This window comes from Tardiphaga sp. GW822-FHT04G09 (genome assembly GCF_058800725.1).
Window position 1 is genome coordinate 441,657 of record NZ_JBXAMO010000003.1, and the last position, 13,559, is coordinate 455,215.

General features: G+C 61.7%; 15 protein-coding genes. 8 read left to right on the forward strand and 7 right to left on the reverse strand.

Features of this window, described 5'->3' with window-relative positions; translation table 11 throughout:
• Positions 1 to 451 precede the first annotated feature (451 nt).
• Entirely contained in the window at positions 452 to 739 is a 288-nt protein-coding gene (locus AC1RLZ_RS08715) for an Hpt domain-containing protein (protein ID WP_493188329.1), read from the forward strand.
• Positions 740 to 903: 164 nt separating this feature from the next.
• Positions 904 to 1,224, forward strand: a complete 321-nt coding sequence (locus AC1RLZ_RS08720; protein WP_371422112.1) for a 2Fe-2S iron-sulfur cluster-binding protein — start codon at positions 904 to 906, stop codon at positions 1,222 to 1,224.
• A gap of 24 nt (positions 1,225 to 1,248) precedes the next feature.
• Here AC1RLZ_RS08720 and AC1RLZ_RS08725 read toward each other — a convergent pair whose 3' ends face one another.
• Positions 1,249 to 1,701 (reverse strand): acyl-CoA thioesterase, encoded by a 453-nt coding sequence (locus AC1RLZ_RS08725; RefSeq protein WP_371422111.1) that lies wholly within the window; start codon positions 1,699 to 1,701, stop codon positions 1,249 to 1,251.
• 199 nt (positions 1,702 to 1,900) lie between these two features.
• Here AC1RLZ_RS08725 and AC1RLZ_RS08730 point away from each other — a divergent pair, with 199 nt between their 5' ends.
• The 3 genes from AC1RLZ_RS08730 to AC1RLZ_RS08740 all read left to right on the forward strand — a co-directional run bounded on the left by AC1RLZ_RS08730 (position 1,901) and on the right by AC1RLZ_RS08740 (position 4,636).
• Positions 1,901 to 2,929: an NAD(P)/FAD-dependent oxidoreductase gene (locus tag AC1RLZ_RS08730; protein WP_493188330.1), complete on the forward strand. Its 1,029-nt coding sequence runs from the start codon at positions 1,901 to 1,903 to the stop codon at positions 2,927 to 2,929.
• Positions 2,930 to 3,180: 251 nt separating this feature from the next.
• Positions 3,181 to 3,798, forward strand: a complete 618-nt coding sequence (locus AC1RLZ_RS08735; RefSeq protein WP_493188331.1) for a DUF2147 domain-containing protein — start codon at positions 3,181 to 3,183, stop codon at positions 3,796 to 3,798.
• Positions 3,799 to 4,066: 268 nt separating this feature from the next.
• Positions 4,067 to 4,636, forward strand: a complete 570-nt coding sequence (locus AC1RLZ_RS08740; RefSeq protein ID WP_493188332.1) for a DUF4865 family protein — start codon at positions 4,067 to 4,069, stop codon at positions 4,634 to 4,636.
• On the opposite strand, the gene AC1RLZ_RS08745 is transcribed toward AC1RLZ_RS08740, so the two are convergent.
• Positions 4,633 to 5,490 (reverse strand): LysR family transcriptional regulator, encoded by an 858-nt coding sequence (locus AC1RLZ_RS08745; RefSeq protein ID WP_371422107.1) that lies wholly within the window; start codon positions 5,488 to 5,490, stop codon positions 4,633 to 4,635. The two genes, AC1RLZ_RS08740 and AC1RLZ_RS08745, sit on opposite strands and share 4 nt — an antisense overlap.
• Positions 5,491 to 5,648: 158 nt before the next feature.
• Between AC1RLZ_RS08745 and AC1RLZ_RS08750 the strand changes: the two genes are divergently transcribed.
• Positions 5,649 to 7,193 (forward strand): MFS transporter, encoded by a 1,545-nt coding sequence (locus AC1RLZ_RS08750; RefSeq protein WP_493188333.1) that lies wholly within the window; start codon positions 5,649 to 5,651, stop codon positions 7,191 to 7,193.
• A gap of 60 nt (positions 7,194 to 7,253) precedes the next feature.
• On the opposite strand, the gene AC1RLZ_RS08755 is transcribed toward AC1RLZ_RS08750, so the two are convergent.
• Both AC1RLZ_RS08755 and AC1RLZ_RS08760 read right to left on the reverse strand, forming a co-directional pair.
• Complete coding sequence (locus AC1RLZ_RS08755) at positions 7,254 to 9,212, reverse strand: SGNH/GDSL hydrolase family protein (RefSeq protein ID WP_493188334.1); 1,959 nt, start codon at positions 9,210 to 9,212, stop codon at positions 7,254 to 7,256.
• A 79-nt stretch (positions 9,213 to 9,291) separates the two neighbouring features.
• The gene (locus tag AC1RLZ_RS08760; protein WP_493188335.1) at positions 9,292 to 10,368 is read right to left on the reverse strand and encodes a lysylphosphatidylglycerol synthase transmembrane domain-containing protein; all 1,077 of its coding nucleotides are present in this window, start codon (positions 10,366 to 10,368) and stop codon (positions 9,292 to 9,294) included.
• Positions 10,369 to 10,770: 402 nt separating this feature from the next.
• Between AC1RLZ_RS08760 and AC1RLZ_RS08765 the strand changes: the two genes are divergently transcribed.
• The gene (locus AC1RLZ_RS08765; protein ID WP_371422103.1) at positions 10,771 to 11,277 is read left to right on the forward strand and encodes a YciE/YciF ferroxidase family protein; all 507 of its coding nucleotides are present in this window, start codon (positions 10,771 to 10,773) and stop codon (positions 11,275 to 11,277) included.
• 65 nt (positions 11,278 to 11,342) lie between these two features.
• Here the strand turns inward: AC1RLZ_RS08765 and AC1RLZ_RS08770 are convergent, their stop codons facing one another.
• A complete protein-coding gene (locus tag AC1RLZ_RS08770) occupies positions 11,343 to 11,777 on the reverse strand; it encodes a hypothetical protein (protein WP_371422162.1) in 435 nt (144 codons plus the stop codon).
• 70 nt (positions 11,778 to 11,847) lie between these two features.
• Between AC1RLZ_RS08770 and AC1RLZ_RS08775 the strand changes: the two genes are divergently transcribed.
• Positions 11,848 to 12,462 (forward strand): hypothetical protein, encoded by a 615-nt coding sequence (locus AC1RLZ_RS08775; RefSeq protein ID WP_493188336.1) that lies wholly within the window; start codon positions 11,848 to 11,850, stop codon positions 12,460 to 12,462.
• Here the strand turns inward: AC1RLZ_RS08775 and AC1RLZ_RS08780 are convergent.
• Positions 12,431 to 12,889, reverse strand: coding sequence for a universal stress protein (locus AC1RLZ_RS08780; RefSeq protein WP_493188337.1), 459 nt, complete (start codon positions 12,887 to 12,889; stop codon positions 12,431 to 12,433). The two genes, AC1RLZ_RS08775 and AC1RLZ_RS08780, sit on opposite strands and share 32 nt — an antisense overlap.
• Positions 12,890 to 12,948: 59 nt before the next feature.
• Positions 12,949 to 13,485: a SixA phosphatase family protein gene (locus tag AC1RLZ_RS08785; protein ID WP_371422100.1), complete on the reverse strand. Its 537-nt coding sequence runs from the start codon at positions 13,483 to 13,485 to the stop codon at positions 12,949 to 12,951.
• Between the last annotated feature and the right edge of the window lie 74 nt (positions 13,486 to 13,559).

A 13,559-nucleotide genomic window follows, 5' to 3' on the forward strand; every position in this document is an offset into this window, starting at 1 on the left:
GAAGTCCCCGTGATTCGGTCCCGCTTGCAGCATGGCATGCTGGCCATGTGCACCCCGCGGGACGAATTTCGGACTGCCGGTCGCTCGGCTTGTCCGCTACTTCCGCAAACATCCTATTGGCTTGGTCGTGCGAATGAAATGGTTCTGGTTAAGACATTCTTAATGATAGTTAACGGCTTCCCCCGGTAACGTCTTGTGGCGCCTCAAATAAACGGAACCGGCCCTCAATCGTGGCGAGTTTGCGTCAAAACTGCGTCAACCCGGCGGATTGTACCCAGAACGTTCCGTTAACCAATTCCATGTTTGGCTGCGAAAAATCGCAGCTGGATTTGCCGGCTGGCGGGAATCTGGGCCATCATCAATGCCGCTTCACCTCGAACGGGTTCAATGGATGCCGTCACCGCCGCTGGTTCCCGATGACGGGCCGATCGATTTTACCCACCTTCAGCGTATGACCATGGGCGATGTCAGCCTGGAGCGCGAAGTTCTGGCCATGTTCGCGGCCCAGTCGAGCGAGCTGATCGAGACGATTGTCAAAATGCCGGCAAATGCGGCTGAGCTTACGCACAAGCTGAAGGGCTCTGCGCAGGCGGTCGGCGCATTCCGCATCACGGAAGCCGCCGAGTGGCTGGAAAGCACGCTGCGCGACAACAGCGATACCGCTGAGGCCCTGATGACGCTCACCGACGCCGTTCTCGAGGCGCGGGCGGAGATCGACGTCCTTCTGAAGCGGTCCTGATCCCCAAGGGATCAGCTTTGATCCCAAAGGGATCGTTTTGATCCCCCCAGGGGTCATGCTTGATCCATCTTTTCCAGATGACGGTTTTGCTGCGGAGCGCTGGCGCGATCCGGATCGACCCGTTATAGGACAGCCGGTATCTTCCTTTCCGCAGCGCGAGCATCATGGCCAAGATAAACTTTGTCGATCACTCCGGTGAGACCCGCAGCATTGACGCCGAGATCGGCTCCACGGTGATGGAGGCCGCCATTCGCAATGCCATCCCGGGTATCGAGGCCGAATGCGGCGGCGCCTGCGCCTGTGCCACCTGCCACGTCTATGTTGACGAAGCCTGGCAGGAGCGCGTCGGCGCACCCACGCCGATGGAAGAGGACATGCTGGACTTCGGTTACGACATCAAGCCGAACTCCCGGCTGTCGTGCCAGATCAAGATCACCGAGGCGCTCGATGGCCTGGTTGTGATCACGCCAGAACGCCAGGCCTGAGCTTATCCGGACTTGTTATTTTATTTACTGCGCGTTCAAGCCGCGCAGCATCCATGGCTGAAACCGTTCGATGACGTCGGGCGGGATCGGCGTTGGCTGACGGCTGGTGAGACCAACCATCACGGTCGTTGCGATCGCCGAGGCCATGCACTTGCCTTCCGAAAACACGACCTGTGAATAGGTCACCGAGGTCCGGCCGATCTTGGTGACGCCGAGCCCGAGTTCGATCTTGCCGGGCCAGTGCAATTCGGCGCGAAAGTGAATATCGAGCCGTGCCAGCACCCAGCTCTGTCCCGGCGAGATCAGCCCGCAGGCGGGATCCCGCATCAGCAGCACGCGGCTGGTCTCGAAATAGCTGGAATAGACCGCGTTGTTGACGTGGTTGTTCGGATCGAGATCCGCAAAGCGCACATTGTCCGACAGGCGATAGGGATAGTCCTCGAGGACGGGCGCCGGGGCGCGGGCAGGTGCGTTCACGAAATTGATCTCCAGCAAGGCTCGGCAGGTTTGCGTCTGTTACAGCGCAGTTGAATAGCGCAGGCAAGGGCTGGCGCGTGCTGTTTTCAGGCCGTGCCGCTGTGGCTTTCCTCGTGTAGCGCCGCTAGGCTGCACGCAACAGCCGGATGGCGCCGGGCTCTGCGATTGCGTGGACCAGGTTCAACCGAGACAAAACACCATGGGCGAAACGATCAAGACGGACGTGCTGATCATCGGCGCTGGCCCCTGCGGGCTGTTCGCCGTGTTTGAACTTGGTCTGCTCGACATGAAAGTCCACCTCGTCGATATTCTCGACAAGATCGGTGGCCAATGCGCCGAGCTCTATCCGGAAAAACCGATCTACGATATTCCCGCGATCCCGCTGGTCACCGGTCAGGGGCTGACCGAGGCATTGCTGGAGCAGATCAAGCCGTTCAATCCGACCTTTCATCTGAATGAGATGGTCGAGACCATCGAGAAGATCGGCGACCCCTTGTTTCGTGTCACGACGGATGCCGGCCAGGTGTTCGAAACCAAGGTGGTGGTGATCTCCGCCGGCGGCGGTTCGTTCCAGCCGAAGCGTCCGCCGGTGCCGGGCATCGAGGCCTATGAAGGCACGTCTGTGTTCTACGCGGTGCGGAAGATGGAGCAATTCCGCGACAAGGATCTGCTGATCGTCGGCGGCGGCGACAGCGCGCTGGACTGGACGCTCAACCTGCATCCGGTCGCGCGGCGCGTCACGCTGTTGCATCGGCGCGATGATTTTCGTGCCGCGCCCCACAGTGTCGAGCAGATGCGCAAGCTCGTGGCAGCCGGTCACATGGATTTGCAGATTGGCCAAGTGACAGCGCTTGAAGGCGAGGCAGGCCATCTCACCGGGGCCGTCATCAAGGGCAACGATAACGAGAGCGTCCGGATCGACTGCAATACGATCCTGCCGTTCTTCGGCCTGACCATGAAGCTCGGTCCGGTCGCCAACTGGGGCGTGACGCTGGAGAACAACCTGATCCCGGTGGAGACGGCGGCGTTCGAGACCAACGTACCCGGCATCTTCGCCATCGGTGATATCAATACATATCCCGGCAAGCTGAAGCTCATTCTGTCTGGGTTCCACGAGGGTGCGTTGATGGCGCAGAAGGCCTATCGCTACGTCTATCCGGACAAGCGACTCGTGTTTCAGTACACGACGTCCTCTTCAAGCCTGCAGAAGAAGCTCGGCGTTAACTAACTTCGCCTAATTTGGGATCGTCTTGTACGACGGGGATGCGAAGGCTGTTCGGATCGCCGGTAGTCGCGTCGGGGTCAGCGGGGTCAGCTTGTGGCAAAGCTGTGGCCGCGACATAATCTGACATCTGACGCGCGATCGGCAATCTTGCAAATGCCATCAACCACGGTCACTCTCTCGTCGCGCAAGATTGACAATCTATGCAGTCGCATCAAGTGCGGATGCTTGGACGACAAACTGCACTGGGGAAGACGATGGCAAAATTCCGATCCCGACGTCTGGCACTCACAGTCGCCTCAGGTCTGGCCGCATGTGCCATGTTCGCCGGCCCTCTACACGCAGCGGAACCGACCGCCGCCGGACTCTGGCAGAAGGTCGAGAACGGTAAGCCGGTGGTCTGGGTGCTGGTGGTCGATCATGGCGGCATGTTCGAAGGTGCAATCGCCAAGACATTCCCGAGCGCGGATGACAAGCCGGGCGATGACGTCTGCAGCAAATGCGTCGATGACCGGAAGGGCCAGCCCGTGCTGGGCATCTCCTTCATCCGCAACATGCAGCAGCAGGGAATGAAGTACGAGAACGGCAACATTCTCGATCCCCGTGACGGCAAGGTCTATAAGGCCAAGATGAGCGTCAGCGCCGATGGCCGTGCACTCACCGTGCGTGGCTATTGGGGCATCGCGCTGCTCGGCAAGGACGAGACCTGGTACCGTCTGCCCGACACCGAAATGGCCTCGCTTGATCCGACTGTCCTTGCGAAGTATGTGCCGACCCTCGCGGCCGCCGCCGTGAAGCCGCCGACCGTTGGTAACGCGAAGGCTCCCGTTGCGCCGATGAAGAAGGCGAGCGCCGGTCCTCCATCTCTGCGCTGATCGCGGCTAACTCGCTTGTGGCTCTGCCACAAAGCGAGGACTGTTCCGCACCACACATTCTGGAAGCCGACGCCATGGCGCGTCGGCCGCTCCGTTGCCAGTTCAATCGTGGCGCGCCAGCTTCAAATGCTACTTGGCCGCTCCTCCCGGACGTCATTCATTTGAATACCGGATCATAGAAATATGATTCCATGTCTGTTCTTCGCGGCCTGTCGATCGATATCGTGCATCGATCGAATGACAATGGCTGCTGAAGGAATCCATCACGATGATCGTTGCGCATTACGAGCATCGCTTGCCCGCCGACTATGATCACGGCTTGATCCGCTCACGCGCGGGGGAGCGCGGACCGCTCTGGGATGCGGTGCCGGACCTATATTTCAAGGGGTTTCTTTTGCGGGAAAGCGGGCGCTTCGGGGCAACCACCTCGAGCTATTCGTCGCTTTACCTGTGGCGGCACGACGAGGCATTTCGCAATTTTCTCGTAAAGGGGGCATACAAGATCGTCGTGGATATGTTCGGTCGGGCGCAGATCGAAACCCGCGTTGCGCTCGATGCCCGGAAGGGCACTGGACGGGAGGCCCGCTTCGCCTATCGGCAGGATGTCGCCATCCTGCACGATGTCGATCCTGGAACGGCAATGGCAGGCGAGATCGAGCGTAACGCGGATCTCTCGGTGCGCGCCGGAATTGTTGCAGCGGTGATCGGCCTGGATGCCGAAAAGTGGACATTCACCCGCGTCCTGCTCTCGGAGAATGAATGCACCGATGCTGGTGCTTGCTATCAGATCCTGCATCTGGCGCAGCCGCTGCTGGATCGCCTTCCGTACGCTGCCTAGCTCGCATGCGCGCGGTGTTCACGGAACGCAGCCGCGAGGGTTCGCAGCGCTTGGCGAGACTGCATATCCGACAGTGTCGAGAGAAGCACGATTTCCGATGACGCCAGCGGCGGCAGGCCAAATTTCTGGCTGACTTCGATGGTGCCGGGCGGTGCGAGCCGGCAGGAGAAGACCGCGGTGGCGAGGCCAGCCGAGACTGCGTCCGACACGACCGAAGAGCCGCCCCCGAGAAACACCTCCGTCCATGCGATGCCAGCCGCGTCCAGCGCATGAATGGCAACGTCGTGCACGCCACATACTGGCGTCAGCGCCGCCAGTCGCAATGCCTCACCCGGCCGGTGCACGAAACCTGGTGCTGCGAACCAGCCGAAATGCTCCGGCGCAAGCACTTCGCCATCGCGACGATCATCCTCACGCCGGACGATGGCCGCATCGATTTCCCCGCGATCGAAAGCGTCCAGTAGGTTGCGTGAATTATCGAGGCGAACCTCGATCGTGAGCGTGGGGTCATGCGCGTTCAGGCGAGCCAGCAGCGTCGGAACCTCCGGCCCGGCCACATGGGCCGCAATGCCGAGTGCGAAACGGCGACGGGTCGCAGACAAAGCTGCGACGGCGCGATCATGCGCGGCCAGGAAGTCGCGGGCTGAATCGACGAATAATGCGCCTTGCGCCGAGAGGCGCACCATTCGCGGGGTTCGCTCGATCAATTTATGGCCGAGGCGGTCTTCCAGCCGCTTCAGCTTCACGCTGATGGCGCCCTGCGTCGTGCCGAGCGCTTCCGCCGCACGCGTGAAGCTTTGAAGATTGGCGATGGTCACGAATGCCTGCACGGCATCCACGTCCAGGGCGTTCATTGGGACTATCCAGATTTGTTGTCTCTGAAATATACAATCATCCAATTCTGAAATGGTCAACCTCTGCCTATGTTGCGTTCATCGCAACGCAAACCGGGTGGACCTCGTCCTCTGTCGTCGGGCTTCACTGTGGCGCGTTATTATCCCGAAAGGCTCCCATGCTCTCCGAATCGACACGACAAAGCACATTGGCTTTGGCGGCTGCCTGTCTCACCTCCCTGATGTTCGGTCTGGAGATTTCCAGCATTCCCGCGGTCCTGCCGACACTGGAGCGTGTGCTTCATGCCGATTTCAAGCAGCTCCAATGGGTCATGAATGCCTATACGATCGCGGTGACGACGGTGCTGATGGCAACCGGCACGCTCGCGGATCGCTATGGGCGCAAGCGCGTGTATCTGAGTTCGATCGTCGCGTTTGCCGCTGCATCGCTGCTTTGCGGCCTGACCGAAAATATATTGGTGCTGATCGTTGCCAGATTTCTCCAGGGCATGAGCGGCGGGGCGATGCTGATCTGCCAGGTCGCGGTGCTGTCCCATCAATTTCCGGAAGGGCGGCAACGCGCCATTGCGTTCGGATGGTGGGGAATCATCTTCGGCATCGGCCTGGGCTTCGGCCCGATCATTGGCGGCGCAATCGTGGCTTTGTCGAGCTGGGAATGGGCCTTCCTCATCCATGTCCCGCTTGCGGTGATCGCCCTGATCCTCGCCGGGAGCGGCGTTCGCGAGTCGCGCGATCCGGAGGCCAGCAGCCTCGATCTCGCAGGGATCATCACGCTCTCGCTCGCGGTCTTCTGCCTCGCTTTCTTCATTACGCAAGGCCCGGATATCGGATTCGACAGCCGGACGGCGTTTGCGGTCGTCGGCGTCTTCGTTGCAAGCCTGATCGGCTTCGTCTTCGCCGAGCGTCTCAGCCCGAGGCCGATGTTCGACTTCACCGTCTTCCGGATCCGTAATTTTTCCGGCGCGCTGATCGGCTCGATGGCCATGAACTTCAGCTTCTGGCCGTTCATGATCTATCTGCCGATCTATTTCCAGGCAGGGCTGGGTTATGGCAGCGTCGGCGCCGGACTGTCGCTTCTGGCCTATACGTTGCCGACGCTGGTCGTGCCGCCGGTCGCCGAACGCCTCATGCTCCGTTTCCATCCGGGTCTGGTCATCCCGCTCGGCCTGTTCACGATCGGAGCGGGGTTCTTCGCCATGAAGATCGGCAGTTCGGTCGAGCATGCGAGCTGGCTGACGATGCTGCCGGGATGCGTCCTCGCCGGAATCGGATTGGGTCTGACCAATACGCCTGTGACCAACACGACGACCGGATCGGTGCCGCAGGAACGCGCAGGCATGGCGTCAGGCATCGATATGAGTGCGCGCATGATTGCGCTCGCCATCAATATCGCGCTCATGGGCCTCATTCTTGTCGAGGGGGTGAGTGCGTCTTTGAAGGCTGCGCTGCCGAGCGGTACCAGTGTCGAGCTATTACGCTCGCTGGCGGAGAGCGTCGCCGCCGGTACGGCGCTTGCGTCCGAATACAATCTCGGGGGAGTCGTCATTCAAGACGCCCTGACCCGAGGGTTTGGCTGGGTCCTGCTTTACGGCGGAATGAGCGTGTGGATTCTCGCGGGCTTCAGCTTTGTTGTCTTCGGCAACGGGCTGCCGAGACGTGCGCCACATGGTCAAAGCTGTGTCGAGAGCGACGGTCGGGCGTAGTCCGGGCCGACGAGGTTCTCGCTTTTGCCGGGACCTCGTCGGATAGCTGAGCTGATAACCCTACCGTGCTGCCGGCTGCAGCACCATCGGTGCCAGCGGCTCCTGCGTGACATCGGCTTCAGCGCCCAATCGCAGGACGCTCGCCGCTGCCGGCACCACGGCATCGGCCATGGCGGCGTGACCTTCGCCGGTGGGATGGATCGCGCCGCCATAGACCGCCGAGAGAATGCCCCAGGTCGCATCATGGATATCGGCCGGCTGGATCGCCGCCGAATAGCCCTGCGGATAGGTCATCGCGGCGAAGTAGCTGTCATTGGCATCGCGGATCCAGCGGCCACGCGGCAGATAGGGGCGGAATTCGCTGGCGCCGCGACCGCATACCATCGGCTGCGCGGCGGCTTCGACCAGACTGCTCTCGAAGCTATCGCCCTTTGGCGAGAAGCAGGCACGATCGAATTCGGGATCGGACGACGACCGCGCGCAGAACCCATGATTGGCGAAGGTCGCCTGATGCTGATCGACGAAGGTCATGCGGTCGGTTTCGGGATCGCGGCACAGCACGCCGCCCTGGCAGAGCGCGATGGATTTCAGCTGCGGCAGGAATTCGGACTCGACGAAATTCGCGACATTGGCCAGCCGCCGCGGATCGGCTGAGAATGACGGATGCACGTCGAAACCGGCCGGACCGCCGGGACAGGGGGCGCCATTGGCGAAGGCCGGGTTGGCGTAGGCGGCAAACACCACGCGCGACATGTCCCCGCCGAGCAGCGGTTTCAGCGCTTCACGCACCTTGCCGAAGCTGGCGGGCAGTTCGCGGGCTAGCGCGCTGCGGGAGTCCTCGACCGAGCCAAGGATGCCGCCGCGCTTGAACAGGGCACGTTCGGTGGCGTTCTCGACGATGACGTCGGCAACGAGGCCGGAGAAGTTGATGTCGTTGGCGCCGATGGACAGCAGCACGAGATCGAGCCGGCGGGTCGGCTGGCGCCGCTTGGCGGCGCCGATGGCCTCGCGCAGTTCGGCGATCTGCGCGTTGACGCTGCCGGCGCAGGTGCTGGCATTCTTGGTGGTGAGGCACTCGCGGGCGCGTTGTCCGCCCAGCAGACCTTCGGCGATGGTCGCGCCCGAACAGGCCAGCGGCAGGTAGGTGACGGCGATGTGCGGATACTGCACAGCGAGCGCCAGCGCGGCGCGGGTCTGGTAGCTATAGAGCGAGCGGTGGCACGCGGCATTGAACCACTGTGCGCCGGCGCGCTGCCAAGCCTGCAGCGACTCGTAGGAATCACAGGAGCGTCCGCCTTTGAAGCCGGCGCGGCTTGGCCGGTAGAACTGCCCGCTGGGGCCGCCGAGATAAGAGCGGAAGCAGAAACCGTCATCGGACAGCGCGACCGGACGGTCCGGATTGCCTTCGCCCGACGCAATGGAATCGCCGAGGCCAGCGATCAGAATGTCGCGCACGGCGATGTCGGCGGAGACGCGGACAGGCGCCTCGGCGCCGCTGGTGACGTCGACGGTCGTCACGGTGCGGCGACCATAAATGGCGCGGAAATTGATCGGCTCGGCGCAGTCGAGGGTGGATTGCCGTGGGCCTTCGCCGTCATCGAAGGTCCAGGCACAGACCGCACCGACGGGCACTTCGCCGGTGAGGCGGACGGTGATCGGATGTTCGGTTGGCGTCAGGTAGCTTTCCTTGACGGTGTCGCGGGTGCAGGGCTCGCTGACCTTTCCGGCCAGATCGATGCACAGACGGTTGACGGTGTTGCGCGCCCAGCCGCGGCCGTCGCTTTGAACGCCCAGCGCCTGTTCGGCGGCCAGCACGCTGCGATTGCGCATGGCGTCGACTTGGAGCTGGAAGTCACGCTCCTCGCGGAATAGCCGGAAGCGGTTGCGGACCTCCCAGGAAATCTGGATCGAGCTGCTGGTCATGCCTTGGGCTTTGGCATGTCCGACCTGAAGTGCGCCCAGCAAGCCGAGCAGCACGGCGCAGTTGATCAACGAACGTCTGAAATAAATGGAGGCCATGGCGGTGTTGAACGTCACGTATGGGGCGGAAGTAAGAAATCGAACTGCAAATAGGGCGCGGATGGCGCCCGCAGGTGGTTCAGCCCTGCGACTGCCGCTTCAAAGGCTGCTGATGCACCACAGCCGGGGCAGCTTCGGTCGCGCGGCGTTCGCTGCGGTCATCCAGGCGGCGCCTGTGCCATGGCTGGATGACGCCGAGCCAGATCTCGCGGGTGCCCATGATGCAGATCGAGATGGCGAACGGGATCATGAAATACAGGATCCGGAACATCACCACGGTGGCGACCAGTTCCTCCTGGCGGAACTGCGGCAGCGCCACCAGCAAGGCGGCGTCGAACACGCCGAGGCTGCCCGGCGCATGGCTGGCGAAGCCCAGCAAGGTGGCGAGAATGAACACCACGGCCAGCGAGATGAAATCGATGTAAGGCTGATCGGGCATCAGCAAATACATCGCCAGCGCGCAGAAGCCGAGATCGACGACGCCGATGGCGATCTGCAACAACGTCAATTGCGCTGACGGGAGCACGACCTTCCAGCCGTTCTGGCCGAGCTCACGACGTTGTTTGCCGATCAACAGCCAGATCAGATAGCCGATGATGCCGGCCAGACAGCCGAAGCCGATCAGCCGGTTGATGGCGTTGGGCAGGAGATCGATGGCCGAGGCGGCCTGTGGATGCCAGATCATGCCGATGCCCAGCACGAACAGATTGCCGAGCCAGAAGGTCAGTCCGGAGATAAAGCAGATCTTGGCGACGTCGATGGCGTTAAGGCCGTAGTCCGAATAGATGCGGAAGCGGATGGCGCCCCCTGTGAAAACGGTCGCGCCGATATTGTGGCCGATGGTGTAGCTGGTGAAACCTGCCAGTGCCGCGATCCGGTACGGCACATGCTTCCTGCCGATCGTTCTGAGCGCGAAGTAATCGTAGAAGGTGAGGGTGCAGAAGGCGCCGATCACGCACAGCGTGGCCATGGCGATTTGCATCGTCGACTTCGCGGCCATCGCCGCCAGGATCTTCGCGGTATCGAGACCCTTCAGCGTATGCACGAGGTGGGAGATGGCGAGGGCGATGACAATCAGGCTTGCAACAACACCCAGCCGTTTCCAGCCGACGTGTTGCTTGAAGCCGCGCCCGAGCGCGGTCAGCAATCGTTGCATTCGTCCTCCCGGCGGAGCGCGAACAGGTGGAAAGCCGAACGGGGTAACAGGTGGCAAGCGGCGACCAATTCACTCATACGCGAAGTTCACTCATCAAGCCCAAACCCTTACGGCAAAAACGTTCCATTGTGCAGTCCTTGACAACGTCAGCGTTAATGCTGCGCCGCAAGGTCGCCACATACCCGCGCCGGCTGCAAAGTTCTGACCCTGCAAGACAATTACACAGACAATTCGGATCCATTCGTCCCGCATTTCATATAGGCGGGCAAGTCGAATGTTCCATGCGGCAAATCAAGACGTTCTCGGAACACGTCCCAATATCGATGGTTACCGGCCTATCGCAACCGAACGGGACAATGCGCCGCAGCAGCCCTCCCGTTCCAGAACACCGGGATTGAAACGATGGGACTGTTTACCAAGGACATCAAGACCATGGACGATCTGTTCGTGCATCAGTTGCAGGACGTCTATTACGCGGAAAAGCAGCTTCTGAAGGCCCTGCCGAAGATGGCTGACAAGGCAACCGAACCGCTGTTGAAACAGGGCTTCATGACGCATTTGGAGGAAACCGAAGTACATGTGCAGCGGCTTGAGCAGGTCTTCGCGATGCACGGCGCCGAGGTGAAGGCGGTTACCTGCCCGGCAATCGACGGTATCATCAAGGAAGCCGACGAAACCGCCGGGGAAGTAGAGGACAAGAAGGTACTCGACGCCGCCCTGATCAATGCCGCGCAGGCCGCCGAGCACTACGAGATCGCGCGTTACGGCAGCCTGATCGCTTGGGCGCGCCAGCTTGGCCGCAATGACTGCGCAGCCGTGCTGCAGAAAACGCTCGACGAGGAAAAGACCGCCGACAAGAAGCTGACCTCACTGGCCGAAGGCAAGGTCAATATGCGCGCCGCAAGCTGATCGCAGCAATCACGGGGTCACAATCGCGCAGGTGAAAGCCTGCGCGATTTTTTGTGGATATTGCTTTACGCTTTCCGCAACGCGAAACGGGCACCGCAGAATGCCATGATGCCGCCGAGGCCGAGCGCGGCAAGACTTGCCAGAACGCCTGATGCGGTCGGTGTCGCGTCGGGCGCCGAGGCGGCCTGACCAGCACCGGCCAGAAACAGTACGCCGATCGCGATCAGGAACTGCCGCATGCGCTGCGGGATGCGGCCGGAGGCGGCGCTGTGCAGCAGGTTCGCGGTGACGTAACCGCCGACAAACGCCATGGCCGCGATCAGCCACCAAGCCACCGCCGATCCGATCGGCATGAAATTGTCGGGATCGTTGCGCCAGAGGCCGCCCAGATCGAGGCCGAAGCGCTGGCCGAGCATGTGCACGGCCAGCGCCAGCAGTAATCCGGAAATCATCGCACCGGCCAGAATCAGGCGGCGCGGAAAAGTGGTCGTCTCGGCCATGGCAAGCTTGTAAGGGACATGCAGGCGATCGCGCAAGCAAGCGAGGTCGGCCAGCGCAGGGACGTTCTGTTTGCTCAAGACCCTCTTCAGGCGCAAGAACGCGTCGTCTGCCGCGGTAGCGGCAGCGCCGGGGCACACCTATGCCTACAAGGCCTCCCTGATCGGCGCTGCGCATCGCTATGAATTGACCGATGACGGTCTGTCATGGCGCACCGGTCGTCGCTCCGGCGTCTGGGCTTATGCGGATATCGCCGCGATCCGGTTGTCCTATCGGCCGATGGGAATGCAGCACCGCCGCTTTCGTGCCGACATCGATCATGCCGACGGTCGCCACATCACGATCTTCTCGACGTCGAAACAGACCGTCGCACTGATGGAGCCGCAGTCGGGCTACAGTGCTTTCATTCTGGAACTACATCGACATCTTGCAGCCGCAGGGAGCACGGCGAAGCTGAGTGCCGGTTTGCGACCAGGCATCTATGCCCTAATCGTCGCTGCGCTGGCTTTTGTCGGTCTTGCGATGACGGCGCTCCTGCTGCGCGCGCTATTCATAGGTGAATTCGCCGGCGTGGTCTTCATCGCCGGCTTCGCCATATTTTTCGGCTGGCAGATCAGCGGCTTTATTCGCTGCAACAAGCCACGTAACTATACACTCAATACTGTGCCGGCCGAGCTGTTGCCGTAGTGCACGGCCGCACTACCAGTACTGAGCATTTGGCATAGCGCACCACATGGCCGGCATTGGAGCCGAGAAAATAGGTGCGCATCGCCGGGCGGTGCGAGGTCATCACGATGAGGTCGGCTTTGATCGCCGAGGCCTCTTCGAGAATCTCGTGATAGATGCCGCCCTGTCGCACCACGCTGGAGACGTGAGCGCCGTCGATGCCGCAATCGCGGGCAACTGCGGCGAGGGCCGCTTGCGATGATTCCAGTTGCTGGGTGTCGAAATCCGCCGGGACATATTCTGCCAGCATCACCGGCGTCATCGGTATCACGTTGAGCAGGCGGACGGTCGCATCGAAGATCTGCGACAATGTTGCGGCCTGAGCGATCGCGGGTTTGGCCACGTCGATTTCGGCCAGATCAATCGGAACCAGAATGGATTTGTACATGCGCACCTCCATCGTCGTCCGAAGGAGGATAGCACAAACCGTGTTCCGATGGGCGGGGCTTATTGGCCCGCGGCGCTTTTCAGCAGTTTCGGGCTGACGAATTGCACGAGTCGCCCACCGCGGAAGGCAACGTCGTTCCAGTCCTCGATGGTAAAGTCGATCACCACGATGGCGCCGGTCGGCAGGTTGTCGGCGATCGCTTTCCGGCCTGCTGCATCGCCGCCGCCGATCAGGCTGAGCGCCATTTCATGCAGGCCGGGATTGTGGCCGACCAGCATCAGCTGCTTTGGGTCTTCCACGGCTGCGCCGCGGATCACCGCTAGCAATTCGGAGAGGCCGGCGCCGTAGAGTTCATCAAGGCTTGCGACCGTCGGTTTCGCCGCAGGCATTGCTGCGGCCACGAGGCTCCAGGTCTGCTGGGCGCGTACCGCCATGGAGACGCAGACCAGGTCGGGCAGGGGCGGATTTCTGCTGAGCCAGGCCCCCATGAGAGCCGCGTCCAGCCGGCCGCGGTCATCGAGTCGGCGATCGAAATCCTTGCCGCTCGGCGCGTTCGTTTCAGTCTTGGCGTGACGCAGCAGCAGTAAACGGCGCATGGCGCGATCTCGATTCGGCAGGAGGTGGTAGAGAGGCAGGCGGCGCGGTCGCGCCAGACGTCAGGTCTGCGGAT

Bases quoted from the DNA above. Each gene is read 5' to 3' on its own strand.
- AC1RLZ_RS08715 (WP_493188329.1), top strand. From the start codon at position 452: ATGACCATGGGCGATGTCAGCCTGGAGCGCGAAGTTCTGGCCATGTTC.
- AC1RLZ_RS08720 (WP_371422112.1), top strand. From the start codon at position 904: ATGGCCAAGATAAACTTTGTCGATCACTCCGGTGAGACCCGCAGCATT.
- AC1RLZ_RS08730 (WP_493188330.1), top strand. From the start codon at position 1,901: ATGGGCGAAACGATCAAGACGGACGTGCTGATCATCGGCGCTGGCCCC.
- AC1RLZ_RS08735 (WP_493188331.1), top strand. From the start codon at position 3,181: ATGGCAAAATTCCGATCCCGACGTCTGGCACTCACAGTCGCCTCAGGT.
- AC1RLZ_RS08740 (WP_493188332.1), top strand. From the start codon at position 4,067: ATGATCGTTGCGCATTACGAGCATCGCTTGCCCGCCGACTATGATCAC.
- AC1RLZ_RS08745 (WP_371422107.1), bottom strand. From the start codon at position 5,490: ATGAACGCCCTGGACGTGGATGCCGTGCAGGCATTCGTGACCATCGCC.
- AC1RLZ_RS08750 (WP_493188333.1), top strand. From the start codon at position 5,649: ATGCTCTCCGAATCGACACGACAAAGCACATTGGCTTTGGCGGCTGCC.
- AC1RLZ_RS08755 (WP_493188334.1), bottom strand. From the start codon at position 9,212: ATGGCCTCCATTTATTTCAGACGTTCGTTGATCAACTGCGCCGTGCTG.
- AC1RLZ_RS08760 (WP_493188335.1), bottom strand. From the start codon at position 10,368: ATGCAACGATTGCTGACCGCGCTCGGGCGCGGCTTCAAGCAACACGTC.
- AC1RLZ_RS08765 (WP_371422103.1), top strand. From the start codon at position 10,771: ATGGGACTGTTTACCAAGGACATCAAGACCATGGACGATCTGTTCGTG.
- AC1RLZ_RS08770 (WP_371422162.1), bottom strand. From the start codon at position 11,777: ATGGCCGAGACGACCACTTTTCCGCGCCGCCTGATTCTGGCCGGTGCG.
- AC1RLZ_RS08780 (WP_493188337.1), bottom strand. From the start codon at position 12,889: ATGTACAAATCCATTCTGGTTCCGATTGATCTGGCCGAAATCGACGTG.
- AC1RLZ_RS08785 (WP_371422100.1), bottom strand. From the start codon at position 13,485: ATGCGCCGTTTACTGCTGCTGCGTCACGCCAAGACTGAAACGAACGCG.